This is a genomic window from Halomonas saccharevitans (assembly GCF_032333995.1).
In the GTDB taxonomy this organism is placed as follows: Bacteria; Pseudomonadota; Gammaproteobacteria; order Pseudomonadales; family Halomonadaceae; genus Halomonas; species Halomonas saccharevitans.
Genome location: NZ_JAVXUR010000002.1, coordinates 334,363 through 351,752, shown reverse-complemented (window position 1 = coordinate 351,752; position 17,390 = coordinate 334,363). Strand labels below are relative to the sequence as shown.

Annotated in this window: 15 protein-coding genes; 6 read left to right on the top strand and 9 right to left on the bottom strand. The window is 66.0% G+C overall.

The genetic code is table 11. The annotated features are described in order from the left end of the window. Positions 1-78: 78 nt before the first annotated feature. From RSO68_RS07090 to fliD, 8 genes are all read right to left on the bottom strand, one after another. Complete coding sequence (locus RSO68_RS07090) at positions 79-576, bottom strand: DUF3015 family protein (RefSeq protein WP_315585964.1); 498 nt, start codon at positions 574-576, stop codon at positions 79-81. A gap of 265 nt (positions 577-841) precedes the next feature. Further along, positions 842-2,758, bottom strand: a complete 1,917-nt coding sequence (locus RSO68_RS07085) for a PhnD/SsuA/transferrin family substrate-binding protein (RefSeq protein ID WP_315585963.1) — start codon at positions 2,756-2,758, stop codon at positions 842-844. Then, positions 2,755-3,720 (bottom strand): ABC transporter substrate-binding protein, encoded by a 966-nt coding sequence (locus RSO68_RS07080; RefSeq protein ID WP_315585962.1) that lies wholly within the window; start codon positions 3,718-3,720, stop codon positions 2,755-2,757. Before RSO68_RS07080 ends, RSO68_RS07085 begins: the two co-directional genes overlap by 4 nt. Before the next feature lie 175 nt (positions 3,721-3,895). Then, entirely contained in the window at positions 3,896-4,090 is a 195-nt protein-coding gene (locus RSO68_RS07075) for a hypothetical protein (protein ID WP_315585961.1), read from the bottom strand. 53 nt (positions 4,091-4,143) lie between these two features. After that, the gene (locus RSO68_RS07070) at positions 4,144-4,428 is read right to left on the bottom strand and encodes a hypothetical protein (protein ID WP_315585960.1); all 285 of its coding nucleotides are present in this window, start codon (positions 4,426-4,428) and stop codon (positions 4,144-4,146) included. A 242-nt stretch (positions 4,429-4,670) separates the two neighbouring features. Beyond that, positions 4,671-5,051: a hypothetical protein gene (locus RSO68_RS07065; RefSeq protein WP_315585959.1), complete on the bottom strand. Its 381-nt coding sequence runs from the start codon at positions 5,049-5,051 to the stop codon at positions 4,671-4,673. A gap of 86 nt (positions 5,052-5,137) precedes the next feature. Beyond that, on the bottom strand, positions 5,138-6,856 hold the full coding sequence (locus tag RSO68_RS07060; RefSeq protein WP_315585958.1) for a flagellin N-terminal helical domain-containing protein: 1,719 nt from the start codon (positions 6,854-6,856) through the stop codon (positions 5,138-5,140). A gap of 271 nt (positions 6,857-7,127) precedes the next feature. Further along, complete coding sequence (gene fliD / locus RSO68_RS07055) at positions 7,128-8,507, bottom strand: flagellar filament capping protein FliD (protein WP_315585957.1); 1,380 nt, start codon at positions 8,505-8,507, stop codon at positions 7,128-7,130. A gap of 203 nt (positions 8,508-8,710) precedes the next feature. Between fliD and RSO68_RS07050 the strand changes: the two genes are divergently transcribed. The 6 genes from RSO68_RS07050 (at position 8,711) to RSO68_RS07025 (ending at position 15,430) form a co-directional block, all read left to right on the top strand. Then, positions 8,711-9,073: a hypothetical protein gene (locus tag RSO68_RS07050; RefSeq protein WP_315585956.1), complete on the top strand. Its 363-nt coding sequence runs from the start codon at positions 8,711-8,713 to the stop codon at positions 9,071-9,073. A 160-nt stretch (positions 9,074-9,233) separates the two neighbouring features. Further along, positions 9,234-10,322 carry a methyl-accepting chemotaxis protein gene (locus tag RSO68_RS07045; protein WP_315585955.1) on the top strand — a complete coding sequence of 363 codons (1,089 nt, stop codon included), beginning with the start codon at positions 9,234-9,236 and terminating at the stop codon, positions 10,320-10,322. Positions 10,323-10,524: 202 nt separating this feature from the next. Continuing rightward, positions 10,525-12,057, top strand: coding sequence for a COG3014 family protein (locus RSO68_RS07040; RefSeq protein ID WP_315585954.1), 1,533 nt, complete (start codon positions 10,525-10,527; stop codon positions 12,055-12,057). Between the two features lie 74 nt (positions 12,058-12,131). Then, positions 12,132-12,740, top strand: a complete 609-nt coding sequence (lpoB, locus tag RSO68_RS07035) for a penicillin-binding protein activator LpoB (RefSeq protein ID WP_315585953.1) — start codon at positions 12,132-12,134, stop codon at positions 12,738-12,740. Positions 12,741-12,749: 9 nt separating this feature from the next. Continuing rightward, positions 12,750-14,159, top strand: a complete 1,410-nt coding sequence (locus RSO68_RS07030) for a DUF6844 domain-containing protein (RefSeq protein ID WP_315585952.1) — start codon at positions 12,750-12,752, stop codon at positions 14,157-14,159. Continuing rightward, positions 14,159-15,430, top strand: coding sequence for a CsgG/HfaB family protein (locus RSO68_RS07025; RefSeq protein WP_315585951.1), 1,272 nt, complete (start codon positions 14,159-14,161; stop codon positions 15,428-15,430). The genes RSO68_RS07030 and RSO68_RS07025 overlap by 1 nt, the downstream gene beginning before the upstream one ends. An 83-nt stretch (positions 15,431-15,513) precedes the next feature. Here the strand turns inward: RSO68_RS07025 and RSO68_RS07020 are convergent, their stop codons facing one another. Beyond that, positions 15,514-17,376: a methyl-accepting chemotaxis protein gene (locus RSO68_RS07020; RefSeq protein WP_315585950.1), complete on the bottom strand. Its 1,863-nt coding sequence runs from the start codon at positions 17,374-17,376 to the stop codon at positions 15,514-15,516. Between the last annotated feature and the right edge of the window lie 14 nt (positions 17,377-17,390).

Here is a 17,390-nt window from a genome sequence, read left to right as displayed (position 1 = left end):
GGAGTGTCCTTGCAGGAATGGGAAAAGGCTCGTGGGAAGATCAGCAGGGCCGGGGAGATCCCCGGCCCTGTGCGCCACTTAGCTGGCGGCGCAGTCGGCGGCCGCGCGGTTCAGGCTGTCGTAGTACTGGAAGGCCTTGTCGGCATGCGCCTGATCGGCATAGCCGGCGACGGCGCTGGCCTCGTGCAGGTCGGTGCGCAGCTGGCTGACCACGCTAGGGCTCGCCTCGGCGCTGCAGTTCATCAGGCCGAGGGCGGCGGTCAGGTGCTCACCCTCGCCCATGGCGGTCTCCATGGCCAGCTGGTCATAGGTCTGATCGACGAACTGGGCGACCTCGACCTGCTTGCCGCTGCAGGTCTCGGGAGAGAGGGTCGCGGAGGTCACGGCTGTGGTGCCGAGATCCCAGATGATGTTGGAGATAGCGGCGGCGACGCCGTTTTCATCGAAGATCGCCGCACCGATGCCGCACTCTTTCCAGGGATTGATGTTGTCCTGGCTGGCGGCAGAGGCCGTGGTCGCGCCCAAGATCATCAGGCCGCCGGCCAGCGCAGCCGCAGAGACGGTAGAAAATTTCATGTGTTCAGTTCCCTTGTTTCCAGATTGCCGACCTTGTTTTTCTTGCCTATCGAGGGGTCGGCGGCTCTCGATATTCTCTCGTGTCACGCTGGAGGGCCCGCCGACGATGGACCGGTCTATCGATCCGGGCTATTGATCCGAGCTATCCGGGCCGGGCGGCGGGTTCAAGCTCCTTTTGAACTGGCGCTAATTCTACACTTGCTGATATAGGTAACAACGCGTAAACGGCCCCGCATCGGTCGACGATGGTCGTAGGGCGAGGCCTTTACACCTGGCAGGGCGCTTCGTGCACCCGATAGCACTGCTTGCCGGCCTCCTTGGCGCGGTACATGGCCTGATCGGCGTGGCGCAGCAGCCGATCCTCGTCGCCGCCTTCGGCCGCGTCGTAGTAGGCCACGCCCAGGCTCGCGGAAACCTGCAGGCGGCGCCCGGCCGGCTCCACGGGCGCCGCAATGGCCGCCAGTAATCGCTCGAGCACCCGCTCGCCCTCCTCGTCGCTCGCCAGATCCAGCAGCACGGCGACGAACTCATCACCGCCCAGGCGAGCCAGGGTATCGCCGGCCCGCAGCTCGCCCTGCATTCGCTCGGCCAGGGCCTGCAGCAGGCGATCGCCCATCTCATGGCCGTGGGTATCGTTGATCGCCTTGAAGCCGTCCAGGTCGATGAACACCACGGCCAGGCGCTGGCTACTGCGATCGGCCTGAGCCATGGCCATGCGCAGCCGATCGGCAAGCAGGGCGCGATTGGGCAGGCCGGTGAGGGCATCGTGCTGGGCGGCGTGGGTCAGCGCGCGCTGGTGCTCCTTGAGGCGGGTGATATCGGAGAGCAGGCCCACGTAGCGCTGCACCTCACCCGCGCTATCGGCGACGGCGCTGATGGTGAGCCGCTGGGGATAGACCTCGCCGTTCTTGCGCCGATTCCATACCTCGCCGTCCCAGTGGCCGGTGAGCTTCAGCTGCTGCCAGAAGTCCGCGTAAAACGACGCGGCGTGCCGGCCGGCGCCCAATAGGCTCGCATTGCACCCCACCGCCTCGTCGCGGGCATAGCCGGTGATCTGGCTGAAGGCATCGTTGACCTCCAGCAGCTCCCCGTCGGGCGCGGTGATCATCACGCCCTCGTGGGAGTGGGTGAAGACGCCGGCGAGCAGGCTCAGGCGCTCCCGCTGCTGGCGCAGCAGCCGGTTGCGACGGGCCAGCATCACCAGCAGCACCGCCACCACAAGGCCGGCGGCGGCGAAGCCGAGCAGGACTCCCGCATAGCGCTGCCAGATGTCGCGCCAGGTGAAGTCGGGCACGGCATCGAAGGGCGGCAGGCGCAGGCGGCGAGCCAGGTTCTCCACGGGCAGGTAGTCCTGGGGCGGGGCGAAGCCGGCGATTTGCGCCGCCTGGGCGGCGCGATGCTCGGGCTCGAGGGTGAACAGCGCCACGGCGACCCGGCGCACCGTCGCAGGCGCCACCTGGGGCATGACGACGAAGGGCCATTCGGGATAGAGGCGCGTCGAGACGGCGAACGGAAAGCTCGCCAGCCGCTGTGGGTGAATCACCGCCAGCCGCCCCGGTGCCAGGCGCCCCTCGGCGATCAAGCGCTCGAGGATGCCGGTGCGCACGAAACCGACCTCCGCCTCGCCCGCCAGCACCGCCTCCACCACGGCGTCGTGACTGCCGGTGATCATCGGCGTGATGTCGCGACGCGGATTGATGCCCGCATCCATAAGCTCGAAGGCATGGGTCTGGTAGCCGCCCAGGAAGCGCCGGCCCGGCATGGCGACGCGCCGGCCCTCGAGATCGTCCAGGCGCTGTATCGCGTCGTTTCCCGCCGCCGTGATCATGGTGCCGCCCAGGCTGCTGACGGGCTGGCCATGCTGCACATTGATGAGGGTGGCCAGGGCTCCGGTCAGGCTGTTACGGCTACGAATCTCGAGATAGTGACTGGGGTTGGTCATCAGCAGGTCCAGGCGCCGGTGCGAGATCGCCTCCTCGATCTCGTCAAGCGTCATCACCTCGAGTTCAACGCGATGGTTCGGCAACCGCTCGCCGAGGTACTCGGCCAGCGGGCGATAGCGCGCCTCCATCACCGCGTCGGGCCGATAGGCAAACACCCCAAGCGTCAGGGTGGTCTCCGCCAGGAGCGGGCCGGGCAGCAGCGTCAGCGCACAAAGCAGCAGGCGGCGAGAGAGGCTCATGCGACATCACCCACGTCGGGCAGGAAACGCTCCATCGTCAGGGCCTCCAGGGCATCCGGACGCGCCAGCTGCCCGTTGGCCACCATGACCTCGTTGAGCAACCGCGCCGCCCTGGCCAGGTCGCCCTGCGGGCCGAAGTAGTCGCGGTTGCCGGCGCGCCCCGGCAGCTCCAGCCCGGCGTAGGAGGCGCGCACCTCTTCGAAGCCGAGCCCGCGCCAGGCGCCGATGCGGCGCATGGCATCCTGGGGATTGACCCGCAGGTGATCGAGCCCGCGAAAGTGGCCGGCCACCAGCGCGCTCACCGCGCCGCCCCGCCAGCTCAGGCGATCACGCCGCACCGCCAGCACATCGAGGATGACGACGGGGAACTGGCTGCTGTCGAAGAGGCGCACCGCTCCCTCGCGCAGCAGTCGGCTGGCGGTGGGCTCATAGGTGATGGCCGCCCCGATCTCACCTGCCTGCCAGGCGGCCAGCTGCTCGTTGGGCGCCATGTCGATCACCTCCAGGTCGTCGCGAGCCAAGCCGGCGGCCGCGAGGAACTGTGACAGAACCAGATTGCCCACCGCCGTCTGCTCCACGGCGATGCGCCGGCCGGCAAGCTCCCTTAACGCGGTGATGCCCGGCCGGGCCAGTACCATGTCGGCCCCTACCGAGTCGTCACACACCGCGACCACCGTCAGCGGGATGCCCTCCGAGCGCGCCACCAGCACCTCATCCAGCGTCAGCGCGGCGCCGTCGAGCTCGCCGCGGCGCAGCCCGGCCAGGGAATCCCCGGCGTTATCACCCTCGCGCAGCCGAAAACCATCCGGCAGCCAGCCGAAGGCTCGCGCCAGGTAGAGCGGCTCGTAGCCAGGCCAGGGGTGAATGCCGACGGCCAGCGGCTCGGCGGGCGTGCACCCCGACAGGCCTAGCGGGGCCGCGGTCATAGCGGCCAAGGCGATCAGGAGGTCGCGTCGATGCATGGAGGGTCATCCGTAGTGTGCCGGGGTACCGAGCGTCCCGGTCAAGGGTATCCGCTGAACACGGCCCTCTATCCGACAAACACTCAGACATCACAGGCATATATTACCCATACGGGCGCTTTAGCTCGACTTTTGCTCAATTAGAAACAGTGTCGGTGGGATGCTGCTCGCAGGCTCACTGCTCGAGCATGCGCAGCGTATGGGCCTTCTGGTCCCTGACGGCGCGACCGAGAATGGCCAGCAGCTTTTCATAATCCTCGGGCATCTCAGATGCCATGCCGGTCGCCTCAAAGCCTTCGAGGGTCTGGTGGGTATCGTCGATGACCGCTTGAAGTTCATCGATTACTTGCTGGCATTCGTCTGATGTCATATTTGCCTCAAGCTACCCATCGAGTTCTGTCGGAATTTTATGTCGAGTTGGCACTACTCACAGCCGTCCAGAAAGCGACATAGCTTCTCGCCAAGCAGGAGACAGAGCGTGACGACCACGGTGGTGCCAAGACGCAAGCCAGCAACTTCATAGGCCGCACTACCAACAATCGAAGCCGCTTGAAGGGCCTGAAAGAAGAGATAGACCCCTGCCACCACACTCAGCACTGCGGCCGAACGAAAAGCATTGGCCAAGGTAAAGGGGCTGGATGTCGCGAAAGTGCCGAGCTCATCTTCCTGTGAATGAGACTCGCTTTCGTGAATTTTATCGTTTTGCATATGCTAGCTACTTCTCTATTCAGCTTGACAAAAAACGACTTTCCGGGAAGGTCGGCTATTAGTCGCTTCATGTGGATCAAGCGTCCACCATCGTCAACGTATGCTTCCGTTACTGAGTCACAGCTTTTCTTAAACCTCAAGCATCTCAGGGTCTATACTGGCTCCCTCGATGCGTCGAGCATGCTAAGCATCTTCGATGGCGGTTTTTGGTTTATCGATGACTTGCTAATGGTCAGTGCCGGTCATTTTTTCTCCAAAATAACTTCCCCTTCAAACACCGAACCATCGGGTGCCGTATACTTCCCCTTTCCTTTGATGGAGTAACCGTTATAAATCAGGAAAATCAGACTGGCACTCAGGCTTAGGGCCAAAACCGCTGGAGTTAACGTCGCTCCACCTGCTGCAATTCCCACTGCTCCGGCGGTCCACCCTACAGGGTTCCAGAAACTCACTGCCGCAACACCGGCACCGCCCACCACTGCGACCAAAGCCACCTTTGATGCTGTTTTTATACGGACAACATTAGCGGCCAAGGACTGGTTGGTAATGATTATGTTTCTTGTCTCAGATTTTAAGGCCTGCTTCAGCTCTTCCTTGCTACTGACCAAAGCATATTCCGTCATGTTGTCACCTGAATAGCTAATAGCATAAACGGGGCCTTTCGGCCCCGTCGTTACTTACCACTTCAGCCTTGCGGCCAAGCCTTGCCTTAGCCCAGCAGAGACAGAACGCTCTGCGGCAGCTGGTTGGCCTGTGCCAGAACCGAAGTACCAGCCTGCTGCAGAATCTGGTTCTTGGTCATGTTGGCCACTTCTGTGGCGTAGTCGGCATCTTCGATGCGCGAGCGGGCCGCAGAGAGATTGGTCTCGTTGGTGCTCAGGTTGGTGATGGCGGACTCAAAGCGGTTCTGCACAGCACCCAGCTCGGAGCGCAGGCTATCCACTTGATTCAGTGCAGAATCCAGAGCCGCCAACGGATTTTCAGTTCTATCACCCGCTGTGGTTTCATCGGTAGTGACGGAACCGTCAGGCGCCATGTAAGCAACAGAGCCTGCATCCATACCATTAGTCTGGATTACATCGCCGTCTTGAACTTCATAAGTCACATCAGAGGTGGCGTCAGTGGTGATATTACCATCAGGGTTCACGTATTCATTTGTTGACTCGCCATCGTTTTGGAGAGTCACACTACCCGTAATAGCACTACCAGAGGCTGCACCATATGTTACTGAAGTGGTGCCAGAAGCACCGTTGTTTTCAATTGCGTCGACCAAGTTGTCAGTGCTTTCTGTTAGCCCCGTGACACTCACTACACCAGCGGTACCACCGCCACTATCATGTGCCGTAGTGGTTGTATAAGTGACGTCATTAGCGGTCAATTCAGCGCCAGCAGTTGTCGCAAGTAGGTCTACCAAACCATCACGATCGGCTTGTGTTGGTGACCCACCTACTGGCGCTGAAGTTAGCTCACCACCTTCAATGTATAGAGCATCACCATTATCAGCAAAAAGATTTCCTGATGCATCAATTTCAATACCTGTTTGAGTACCACCCGTACCTTTAAAGGTAATATCAGACTGCGGGCTAGCGCCAATTTGGGTATTAATATCGCTAACTAGACCAGTCAAGCCAGCCGCATCGCCAGTGGCTGCTTCGGTATCTTCACTGTAGGAGAAGTTGCCTTCTTCAGCGTTAAAGGTATAAGTAACAGTGTCACCGCCGTCATCTGTTACTGCAACGGTATCACCATTCGACAGCCTATCGATGGCAGCTTCCGCGTCAACAGCTGTGTTTTCTTGAGTATGAGTATAAGTGCTGCCTGCCAGTGCCCAATTACCTGAATCAGCAACTAATTTATCCAAGTCATCTTTGGTAGCTGCTTCGTTCGGGATGTCTGCTTGTCCGTCAACATTAAACGTGGACAAGCCAAGTGTTTCAGCGTTTATTTCCTGAAGGTTGACGGAAATCGTCTCACCGTCGTTGGCCCCGACCTGAATGTTCAGGCCGCCATCCTGCTGCAGCACCTTCACACCGTTGAAGTCGGTCTGGCTGGAAATGCGATCGATTTCTCCCAAGCGCTGGTTGATCTCGTCCTGAATGGAGGTCAAATCCTTCTCGGAGTTAGTACCGTTCTCGGCCTGAACCGCCAGCTCACGCACGCGCTGCAGGTTGTCGTTGACCTGGTTCAGGGCGCCCTCGGCGGTCTGCGCCACGGAGATGCCGTCGTTGGCGTTACGCTGGGCAGTGGACAGACCGGTGATCTGGGCGCTCATGCGGTTGGCGATGGCCTGACCGGCCGCATCATCCTTGGCGCTGTTGATGCGCAGGCCGGAGGAGAGGCGCTCCATGCTGGTGGTCAGGGCGTTCTTCGACTCGTTCAGGTTCTGCTGACCGATCATCGAGGTGATGTTGGTATTGATCACGGACATGGTGTGATTCCTTCCCGATAGTTGAGGGCTCCATTGGCGGGCCCGCTGCGAGTTACCGAGGCCCAGCGGGCCTGCCACAACGGCGCCGTTGGCCGTTACTCTCTATAACGACTGCCCGCGGGCGAACTTTAGGCTTCGATCGGATTTTTTTGGCACGGCTTGCTTGACATGCTGCGCGCCGGTGCAGGCTAGCCATCACGACAGCGCCTCGACCGCAAAGGTCGAGGCGCTGGATGAGCCGGTTCAAGAGGATCAGAAGGCCGGAAGAGGATCAGTCGCGGCCGAGCTGGGCGTCCAGGGCATCGAACTGCTGGGTCAGGTAGCTGCTGGTCTGGTTCATGTTGGCGATCATGGCATCCAGCTGGCCGAACTGGGCACGATAGCGCTCGACGGTGCGCTCCACGCTGGTTTCCATGCGGGTGTAGCGCTCGCCGAGGCGCTCCAGGCGCCCCTCGGCCCCTTCGATGGAGCGGGCCACCAGGCCACTCTCCTCGTCGAGCATTCTCCCCAGGGCCTCGTCCACCCGTCCGGCCATGCCGGTGCTGCCCTCGCTGCCGGCGAAGAACTCGCCGAGCGCGGCCATGTTGCCGCTGACCTGCTCGCCCAGCGCGTCCTCGTCGAGCTCCAGGGTGCCGTCACGCTGCAGGGTGATGCCCACCTCGCTGAGCGTGTTGAGCTCGCCGCCGGGCACGCCGCCGGAGAGCACGCTGCGCAGGCGCGATTCCACGGTGCGCACAGTGCGGTCGCCGTTCAGCTCGCCGGCCTGGCCGGTCTCGCTGTTGTAGCTGGTGAGGGTACCCATGGTGTCCTTGAGCGCGTTGTACGACTTCACGAAGCCGGAGACCGCTTCGCGCACCTTGAGAGTGTCCTGCTCTACCTTCAGGGTGATCGGGCTGTCCGCTGCCGTCGTTTCCTTCAGGTTCAGCGTGACACCCTGAATCGCCTCGGTCACCTCGTTGGTGGTGCTGGTGATATCGATGCCGTTGATCTTGAGGGCGGCATCTTCGCCCGGCTGGGTGATCTGATTATCGGGATTCGCCGCCAAATTCCCCGCGACCAGGGTCGAAAAGTTGGTGGAGTCGATGGCGGCATCCACACCGGTTTCCGTGGAGTTCAGCGCCAGGCGGTAACCTTCGCCATCGTTGACGATGGAGGCGCTCACGCCAGCGCCCTCCTTGGCATTGATGGCGTCGCGAATGTCTTCGAGGGTACTGTCGGCAGCGATATCGACCTCGACCGCCGGCACGTCGCCGCCTTTGAAATTCAAGTTCAGCTTGCCGCCAGCATCAACGATGGCCTCATCCGGGGCGTCCACGCGCTGGGTGGCCAGGGTGCCAGCCTTGGCCAGGTTGCTTACCTCGACGCTGTAGCTGCCCGGCTGGGCCGCGGCGTCCACGCTGGCGGAGAGCGTATCTCCCCCACCGCTGGCCGAGAGGCTTTCATAGAGCGAGGCGTCCTTCAGGGTTTCCACGCTGTCGTCGAACTGGGTCATGGCCGACTGCAGCTTGCCCAGGGCCGAGATGCGCGCCTGCTGCTGTTCGCTCTGGGCGACGATGGGCTCGAGCTTTTCCCGCTCGGCATCGCGCAGCTGGTCGAGCAGGCCGTTGAGATCCAGGCCGGAACCGATGCCGAGAGATGAGATGCTGGCCATGCGAAAGCCCCTCCGTGAGCGCCCATAGGATGTCTGCCACAGGATATCGACCGTGGCGAGGCAAACTTTAACAAAAAAGGCGTTGTGCCGATCCGCATGCAGCGAGCAGGTCCCCGCGACTTTCCTTATAGACTCTCAAGCTTGCCGCGTCGCAGGCGATAAGTGGACTTGGATATCCAACGACTGCCTGGAGCCATAGAGCCTTGCCTGAACCAAGCCCACATGCCGCCACCCTCTACGCCCGCGACATCGTCTACGATCTTATCCCCAAGCTGAAGACCACCGAACGCCTTGTGGACAGCACGCTTCGGGGCCGCATCGCGCGCTGCGCCGACGCGACCGAGAAGGCCCGGCTCGAGGAGCTGACGATCGAGTTCGAGCTCGAGATCTCGATGATCCGCATGAATCTCGAGCACCTGATGCGCCGCTACTCGCGCCAGCTGGAGGAGGCCGCCCGGGATGGCGCTTCGCGCCAGGGGTCGGTGCTGACGCTGGACGCCCACGAGGCCGTCGCCATCGAGAGTGCGCGTACCCTCTACCGCCGCGCCCAGGCGCTCGCTACTTGACAGTTGCCGATCACGGTGCGGCGGGCGAGTCGCGGTCAGCAAGGCGCACAGCCCCTGACCCAGATCAGGCTTTGCCGCATTCCGCGCCGCCCGCCCTGGCGGCCACCCAGGCCATGCCGTCTAATTTTTCGTCTGCAATTATCAGGACAAGGGAGAGACGATGTTCGGACTGACCAGAACACGCTGCGCCAGGAGGCTTGAAGAAGCACTGGCCGCTCAGCAACGCCAGCATGAGGAAGAGCTGGCTACACTGCGCGCTCGCCTCGCCGAATGCGAAAGCAGCCGGGGGATCGACGCGGTGCAGCAGGAGGGCACCGCCATGCTGCGCACGGTGCGCGAGGGGCTGGTGGAGAGCGCCAGCGCCCTGCAGCAGGAGCAGAGCGGGCTTGCGGCGCTGCAGCACGTGTTCGACGAGGCCCAGCAGGCGGTCGCCTCGCTCGACCAGCGCGCCCGCCTGATGCTGAGCCAGGCCAGCGACAACGCCGACAGCGCCACCATCCTGCAGCAGACCGCCACCGCCATCGGCACCCTGCTCACTACCATCCGTCAGATCTCCGAGCGCACCAACCTGCTGGCCGTCAACGCCACCATCGAGGCAGCCCGGGCCGGCGATGCCGGGCGCGGCTTCGCGGTGGTGGCCGGCGAGGTGCGCCAGCTGGCCGGCCAGACCCACAGCGCCAGCGGCGAGATCGAGCGCCTGGTGCGAAAGGTGGTGGAGCAGACCACCAGCGTGCACGAGGCCATCGATCAGAGCCGCCAGAGCGCCGACGATATCTCGGCCTCCTCCGCCCAGATCACCGCGGTCGTGCGCCAGATGTCCGAGGTATCGGGGCACATGAACGCGGTGATCGATCACAGCACCACCGTGGCCTTCATCAACTCGGTCAAGCTCGACCACGCCGTGTGGAAGAGCGACGTCTATCGCCAGCTCCTCGACCGCGACTTCACCACGCCGGTCAACCGCGATACCGAGTGCCGGCTGGGCCGCTGGTTCCACGAGGGGGCGGGGCGCCGCCACTACGCCCACCTGAAGAGCTTCCAGGCCATCGAGGCGCCGCACCGCGCGCTGCACGAGAGCGGCGCCGAGGCCCTGGCCCGCGCCGGCCAGCAGGACCACGAGGGCATGCTCGAAGCGCTGCGCGCCATGGAGGCCCAGAGCCAGTCGGTGGTGCGGCTCCTGGATGCCCTGGTGGCAGACGTGGAGCGAGAGCGAGCCACTGCGACGCCAACGACAGACAGCTTTAGTTAACTTTTTCCTAAAGAAACCCCGCCAGCTGCCGACCCTTAGTGATGAAGGCACAGGAAGTGCCTCGTGCGACGCGCCAGGGAACGGCCGCTGCTCCCTCCGGAGATCGATCCGGCACCCCGTTACCGCTCGCCCGATGCCCTTCCTGGCCTCCCGCCGCTCCCGTAGCGGCCCATAACGACACAACGCCACGCAAGGGAACCGCATGAACCGAACTGCCATGTCACTGGCGGCGACGGCGCTGGCCGTCGCGCTGAGCGGCTGCTCGTCCTACCAGCAGCGCAGCCAGATGGACGACTTCAACGCCGCCTGGGTCCAGGGCGACTATCACGCCGCCGCTGCCGCCATGGAGCCCGGGCTCGGGCTCACCGGCAAGACCAAGGACGAGGACAAGCGCCTGCTGGAGCTGCTGCACCAGGCCGAGGCCCACCGCCTGGCCGGCGACCCGGCCACCGCCATCGCGCTCTATGACCAGGCCGAGACCGGCATGAAGCTCGACGAGACCACCGGCCTGGCCGCCGGCCTGCTAGAGAATGGCCTGGCGGTGCTGGTCAACGATGCCGAGCGCGACTACACCCCGATGCTCGCCGAGACCGTGCTGGTCAACACCTACAAGGGGCTGGCCTTCCTCCAGCAGGGCAACGCCGAGTACGCCCGCATCGAGTTCCACCGCGCCGACGACCGCACCCGCCGCGCGGTGGAGAGCTTCGCCGAGGAGATCGCCGCCCAGCGCGAGAACCTTGCCAAAGAGACCGCCGAAGGAGCGGATGAGGGGGCGGGTGAGGACGCCGGTGCCAAGCAGCGCACAATCCGACAGAGCCTGGCCAGCGACGCCCTGCAGGAGACCGTGGCCAGCCAGTACGGGGAGCCCTCCGGGTGGAGCGTCTATCCGGAGTTCATCGTGCCCTCGGCCACCTACCTGCACGGCCTGCACTTCCTGGCCAGCGGCCAGAGCGGCGACCTGGACCGCGCCGCCACCTCGCTGTCACGCGTCGCCGAGATGACGCCCAACAACCCGGTGCTGGCCGCCGACGCGGCGCTTGCCGAGTCGCTGGCCGAGGGTCGGCGTTCCCGCGGGGCCCTGGGCGAGCGGGTCTGGGTGGTCTACGAGAACGGCCTGGGCCCGGTCGCCGAGGAGCAGCGCTTCGACGTGCCGCTGGTGCTGTTCCACGGCAACACCACGACCCCCGCCTACACCGGCATCGCCCTGCCCCGCTACGCCGAGCGCCCCGCGGTGCGCGACACCCTGCGCGTGCGTGGCGACGGCGAGGCGCAGGCCCTGTCCCCCTTCTCGCCGATGGGCAAGGTGGTGCACACCGAGATGCAGGCGCGCTTCCCCGCCGTGCTGGGCCGCGCCGTGGCTTCCGCCGCCCTCAAGGCGCTGATGCAGAACGCCGCCGCCGAGGAGCTGGGCGTCGCCGGCCAGCTGGGCTCGGCGCTGGTCGCCGCAGCCACCACCCGCGCCGACGTGCGCAGCTGGCAGGCCTTGCCCGACCACTGGGAGGTCGCCCGCCTGGCGCGCCCCGCAAGCGGCCGACTCACGCTCGAGGGCGATACCGGCCCGCTCGGCGAGCTCACCCTGCCCGATTGGCGCTACACCCTGGTCTACGTCAAGCGGCCCAGCGACCAGAGCCCCGCCGAGGTCTCGCTGATCGACCTGCAGGGCCGCCAGCCGGGCCGACACCTCAGCCTGGACGGCCAGGCCGACGCCGATGCTCTAGTGGCCGACGCCTCCTGATCGGCGCCCCTCGATACCCGCGCCCTCGGCCCGCCGCCGGGGCGTCGTCTCACCACTCCATCAAGGAACATGACATGTCACGCCTTTTCACCCTCCTCCTGCTGGTCGGCCTGAGCCTGACGCTCACCGGCTGCGCCACCGCCACCCGCTACGTCGACCCGGCCAATGACCAGGGCGCCGTCAGCATGGGCCTGGACTATCGCGACTTCGAACGCGCCGCCACCGAGTCGGTGGACTCCATGCTCGAAAGCGGCGCCGTGGACAACCCCAACGGCGGCCGCTACGTGCTGGTGGTCAGCCGCATCGTCAACGACACCATGCAGCGCCTGGACACCGACCAGCTGGTCAAGAAGATCCGCGTCGACCTGCTGCGCTCCGGCCGGGTGGTGACCACCACCGCGGTGGGCGCCGACGGCGCCGAGGATCAGATGTCGATGCGGGTGCGCGAACTGCGCAACTCCGAGGAGTTCGATCAGCGCGGCGTGGAGCGCAAGGGCACCCTCCAGGCGCCGGATCTCAGCCTCTCCGGCAAGATCCTGCAGCGCAACCGCAAGGTGGGACGCGAGCAGCAGGTGGAGTACTACCTGCAGCTCTCGCTCACCGACCTGACCACCGGCCTGGCGCTGTGGGAAGGCGAGAGCCAGGTCATCAAGCGGGGCTCCAACGCCTCGGTCAGCTGGTAAGGAGGCCCCATGTTCCCGATGAAATCTCTCGCCGCCGCTCTGCTGCTGAGCCTGCCGCTCTGCGCCCCGCTGCTCGCTCAGACGCAGGCGCCGGCCCAGAGCCAGAACCAGAACCTCGCCGACCAGGCCGATGCCGCCCAGCAGGACGCCGCCACCACTCCACCCTCGCCGTTCTACGCGGTCGACGAAGTCTCCCAGAGCGACGAGAAGATCCAGGCGTTCCTGCGGTCGCGCGGCTGGGTGCAGGGCGAGTCCTCCGGCAATCCGGCAGGCGGCATCCTGGTGGTCGCCTCCCAGGACATCGCCGCCGACCCCACCAGCATCGACTTCAGTCAGGCACGGCTGATCGCCACCGAGGAGGCCTTCCTGCAGGCCATGGGCGAGCTCGTTTCCCAGGATTCGGTCAACATCGGCAAGACCATGGCCGACCGCTTCATGAAAGACGACCTGCCCGAGGATATCGAGGACACCACCAGCCTCGCCGCCCTGGGCGAGGCGCTGTCGAGCCGCCTGGCCGAGGCCTCGGTGCAGACCCTCAACGCGGTGATCGAGGAGCTGGGCGGCGACGCCAGCCAGCTGCCCCAGCTCAACGTGGCCGATCGCCAGCAGCTGATCTACGACGAGTTCGTGACCCAGACCACCTGGCGCGCCATGGGCCGGCTCTCGGGCGTGGGCATCTTCGGCGTGATCGAGGAAGTCGGCGGCGACGGGCCGGTCAACAACGGCCGGGTCAGCGTGGTCGTGGTCAAGTCGGATCGCTTCAGCGAGTTCGGCCGCCAGCTGCGCACCGGCGATGTGGCCCCGGGCCAGGCGATCCCCGTGGAAGCCATTCAGGCGCGCCTGGCGCCCCAGCTCGAGGAGGGCACGCCGATGCTCGGCTACTTCGGCGTGCAGCCCCTCGTCGACGGTGAGGGGCGCTACGGCCTGCTCTCCTTCGGCATGGACGCCCCGGGGCTGGTACGCGGCATGGACGAGTTCTCGATCAGCACGGAGATGGAGGCGTCGCGCACCAGCGCGCAGCTGATGGCCGACGGCTGGCTGGCCCAGTTCGCCAGCATGACGGTCCAGGGTCAGAAGGAGAGCTCCCGGCGCAAGCTGCGCGAACAGGTACGCCACACCTGGGGCAACGGCCGCGCCGAGGTCGAGAACCGGGAAGACGTGGGCAGGATGGTCAACAGCATCCTGGAGTCCGAGGCCAACGCCCACCTACAGGGCGTGCAGACCGTAGGCCAGTGGAACGCCACCGACCCCGCCACCGGCCATCCCTACCTAGGCTACGTGAAATACTGGTCGCCCGGCACCTCGGCTCGCGCCCAGGGGCTGACGCCCGAGGGCGACGACGAGACCGGCGCCGCGGCACCGGCGAGCCGCAGCACGCAGGCCAGCTCGCGCACCACGGGGGCCTTCGGGGAATGGTGATGCGCATCCTGCTGACGGCCCTGCTATGCCTGTGGCTGACCACGCCGGCCCTGGCCGGCGTGGAGACGCGCACCGTGCAGGCCGAGGCGACCGGCATCGACCGCGAGAACGCTATCTTCAACGCCCTGGGCGATGCCGTGCGCCAGGTGCACGGCGCCCGGGTCGAGGCCAGCCGCGAGCTGCGCAGTTCCATGGAGCGCCTGGCCCGGCACGGCAGCGACGGCGGTGCCTCCTCGACCACCCTGCGAACCGGCAACGAGAGCCGCACCCGAGTCCAGAGCCAGGGGCTGATCAGCGGCTATCGGGTGCTCGGCGTCACGCCGGCCGCCGGCGGCGGTCAGCGCGCGAGGCTCGAGGTGCGGGTGCCGGTCTATCGGGTGCCCGGCAGCGGCGCCCAGAGCAACCGACGGCGCCTGGCGGTCTATCCGGTGGCGATCGACACGCCGCGCCTGCGCCTGGCCGGGGAATCACTCGGCGCCGGGGACGCCTCGCGGCGGCTGACTCAGGCCATCGTCCAGGCCTTCGTCGCCTCGCGGCGCTTCTCGGTGCTGGAGCGGGACATGCGCCAGGCCATCGAGGCCGAGCAGGGCTTCGTGGCCTCCGGTCGCGCCGGCCTGGCCCAGCAGGCCATGCTGGGTCGCGAACTCGGCGCCGATTACCTGGTGGTCGCCCGCCTGACCGAGCTGGACATGGACCTGCGCGAGGTCGAAAGCTCGCTCACCGGCGAGCGCTCTCACCAGGGTGAGGGTGTCGCCACGCTCGAGGCCCGCGTGGTGGTGCCGGCCACCGGCCAGGTGATGTGGAGCCACACCCTGAGCACCGACCTGGCGAGCCTCGGCATCGACGCACCGGGCAGCCGCGGCTTCTCCCAGCGGGTCTTCGATGCCCTGGGCAGCGAGCTTGCCTTCCAGGCGCTGAACGTCATCTACCCGCTGCGGGTGGTGGAGAGCCAGGGGGAGCGACTGGTGCTCAATCAGGGCGGCGTCATCGTCAAGCCGGGACAACGCTGGGCGGTCTACGACATCGGCAAGGCCTACTCGGATCCCTATCACGGCGAGAGCCTGGGACCGCGAGAGTCCTGGTCGGCCGAGGTGGAGATCACCCGGGTGGCGGACCGCGTCGCCTACGCCCGCGTCGTGAAGGGCGAGGTCGACGGCGACGGCCAGGTGCTGCGCCGTCTCGATGCCACCGGCCAGGCCACTCGAGAGGCCGAGCGCGCCGCCCTGCGCGGCACCCGGGAACGGGTCTGCCTGCCCATGGATCCGTGCTGACGGCCCGGTGAACGACAAAGCCCGCGGCGCACCGCCGCGGGCTTTGTGTTTCAGGCTGACCTGCTTTAGGCCGGCTTCAAGCCTCAGGCCCGCTCGGTCTCGCGACTGGGTTGAGAGGCCGAGCCGCTCAGCCCCGCCGCGTAGCGCTGGCTCAGCGTGAAGCCCCCTACCGTCTGGGCGAGACGGTTGGCCTGCTCCTTGAGCTGCTCGGCGGCGGTGGTGGATTCCTCCACCAGGGCGGCGTTCTGCTGGGTCATGCGATCGAGCTCGCTGACCGCCACGTTGACCTGGCCGATGCCATCGCTCTGCTCGCCGGTGGCGGCGGTGATCTCGCCCAGCACGTCGGCGACCCGGGTGACGCTCGCCACCAGCTCCTCCATGGTCTCGCCGGCCTGGCGCACCTGGCTGGCGCCCTGCTCGGTGCGCTCCGCGGAGGTATCGATCAGCGCCTTGATCTGCTTGGCGGCGTCGGCCGAGCGGCTGGCCAGCTGGCGCACCTCGCCGGCGACCACCGCGAAGCCGCGGCCCTGCTCGCCGGCCCGGGCGGCCTCTACCGAGGCGTTGAGCGCCAGCAGGTTGGTCTGGAAGGCGATGCCGTCCATCACGCCGACGATCTCGCTGATCTCCCGGGAAGAGTCGGTGATGCCCTGCATGGTGGTCACCACCTGCTCGACGGCCTCGCCGCCGCGCTTGGCCGTACCGGCGGCCGACTCGGCCAGGCCGTTGGCCTGGCGGGAGGACTCGGCGGTGTGCTCCACGGTGCTGGTGATCTCCTCCATGGAGGCGGAGGTCTGCTGCAGGCTGGAGGCCGCGTTCTCGGTGCGCCGCGACAGATCCTGCCCGCCCTGGGCGATCTCGGTGGCGGCCACGTGCACCGATTCGCTGCTGTCGCGAATGGTCAGCATCACCGTCTCCATGCGCGAGACGAAACGGTTGAAGGCGTTGGCGATCTGCGCCACCTCGTCGTTGCCCTCCTCGGGCAGGCGCCGGGTCAGGTCGCCGCTGCCGCTGGCCACGCTCTCCATGGCATCGCGCGCCGCCAGCAGCCGGCGGAAGACCATCTTCAGCAGGGCACCCAGCAGCAGCGCCGCCAGCAGGCCGACCACGACCAGGGTGATCGCGGAGGCGCTCATCACCCCGCGCAGCCCGGCGGTGGCCTCGTGTTCGTCAAGGGCCACCACCAGCTGCCAGTCTGTGCCCTCGATACCGTTGCCGCGCAGCAGCTTGTCGGCGCCGTCCAGGGCGGCTCGCGGCGGCGTCTCGGCCCCTTGCAGCGCCTTCAGGCTCTCGGCGGAGAGCATCGGCGACAGCTCGCTCACCGGCGCGAGGCTCATGTCGGGGTCGGGGTGGGCCACCAGGGTGCCATCGGCGGTCGCCAGGAAGGCCAGGCTCGAGGGCGTGGGCGCGATCTGGTCGACGATGTCGATGACGGCATCGATCATCACGTCGCCGCCGATCACCCCCACCAGCCGACCGTTTTGCGTCACCGGGGTGGCGACGGTGACCACCATGCCGCCGGTGTTGGCATCGACATAGGGCATCGAGACGATGGTCTCATCGCGCTCGGTGGCGGCGAGATACCAGCCACGCTGGCGCGGATCGTAGTCGTCGGGCGGGACCCAGCCGTCGGAGGAGACCAGGGTGCCATCGGGCCGGCCGAAGTAGGCCGACAGGAAGCCGCCGGACTCGGCCAGCTGGATCAGCGCCTGTACCGAGGCCTCGCCGGTGACTGGCTTACGGGCCGCTTCGACCATGCTGGTGCGGGCGCCGATCCACTCCTCGATGGCCAGAGCGTTGCCATCGGCCACGGCATCGAGCTGCTGGGCGATCTGTCGATCGTTATGGGATTTGACGGTGGAGTAGCTCGCCGCGCCGTTGGCGATCAGCGCCACGGCAATCACCACCAGGGTGGCGACGAGGATTCGCAGTCTCAGGGAACTCAGCATGGACACTCTCATGG

Coding starts and splice junctions, on each gene's coding strand:
- RSO68_RS07090 (WP_315585964.1), bottom strand. CDS start 576: ATGAAATTTTCTACCGTCTCTGCGGCTGCGCTGGCCGGCGGCCTGATG.
- RSO68_RS07085 (WP_315585963.1), bottom strand. CDS start 2,758: ATGAGCCTCTCTCGCCGCCTGCTGCTTTGTGCGCTGACGCTGCTGCCC.
- RSO68_RS07080 (WP_315585962.1), bottom strand. CDS start 3,720: ATGCATCGACGCGACCTCCTGATCGCCTTGGCCGCTATGACCGCGGCC.
- RSO68_RS07075 (WP_315585961.1), bottom strand. CDS start 4,090: ATGACATCAGACGAATGCCAGCAAGTAATCGATGAACTTCAAGCGGTC.
- RSO68_RS07070 (WP_315585960.1), bottom strand. CDS start 4,428: ATGCAAAACGATAAAATTCACGAAAGCGAGTCTCATTCACAGGAAGAT.
- RSO68_RS07065 (WP_315585959.1), bottom strand. CDS start 5,051: ATGACGGAATATGCTTTGGTCAGTAGCAAGGAAGAGCTGAAGCAGGCC.
- RSO68_RS07060 (WP_315585958.1), bottom strand. CDS start 6,856: ATGTCCGTGATCAATACCAACATCACCTCGATGATCGGTCAGCAGAAC.
- fliD (WP_315585957.1), bottom strand. CDS start 8,507: ATGGCCAGCATCTCATCTCTCGGCATCGGTTCCGGCCTGGATCTCAAC.
- RSO68_RS07045 (WP_315585955.1), top strand. CDS start 9,234: ATGTTCGGACTGACCAGAACACGCTGCGCCAGGAGGCTTGAAGAAGCA.
- RSO68_RS07040 (WP_315585954.1), top strand. CDS start 10,525: ATGAACCGAACTGCCATGTCACTGGCGGCGACGGCGCTGGCCGTCGCG.
- lpoB (WP_315585953.1), top strand. CDS start 12,132: ATGTCACGCCTTTTCACCCTCCTCCTGCTGGTCGGCCTGAGCCTGACG.
- RSO68_RS07030 (WP_315585952.1), top strand. CDS start 12,750: ATGTTCCCGATGAAATCTCTCGCCGCCGCTCTGCTGCTGAGCCTGCCG.
- RSO68_RS07025 (WP_315585951.1), top strand. CDS start 14,159: ATGCGCATCCTGCTGACGGCCCTGCTATGCCTGTGGCTGACCACGCCG.
- RSO68_RS07020 (WP_315585950.1), bottom strand. CDS start 17,376: ATGCTGAGTTCCCTGAGACTGCGAATCCTCGTCGCCACCCTGGTGGTG.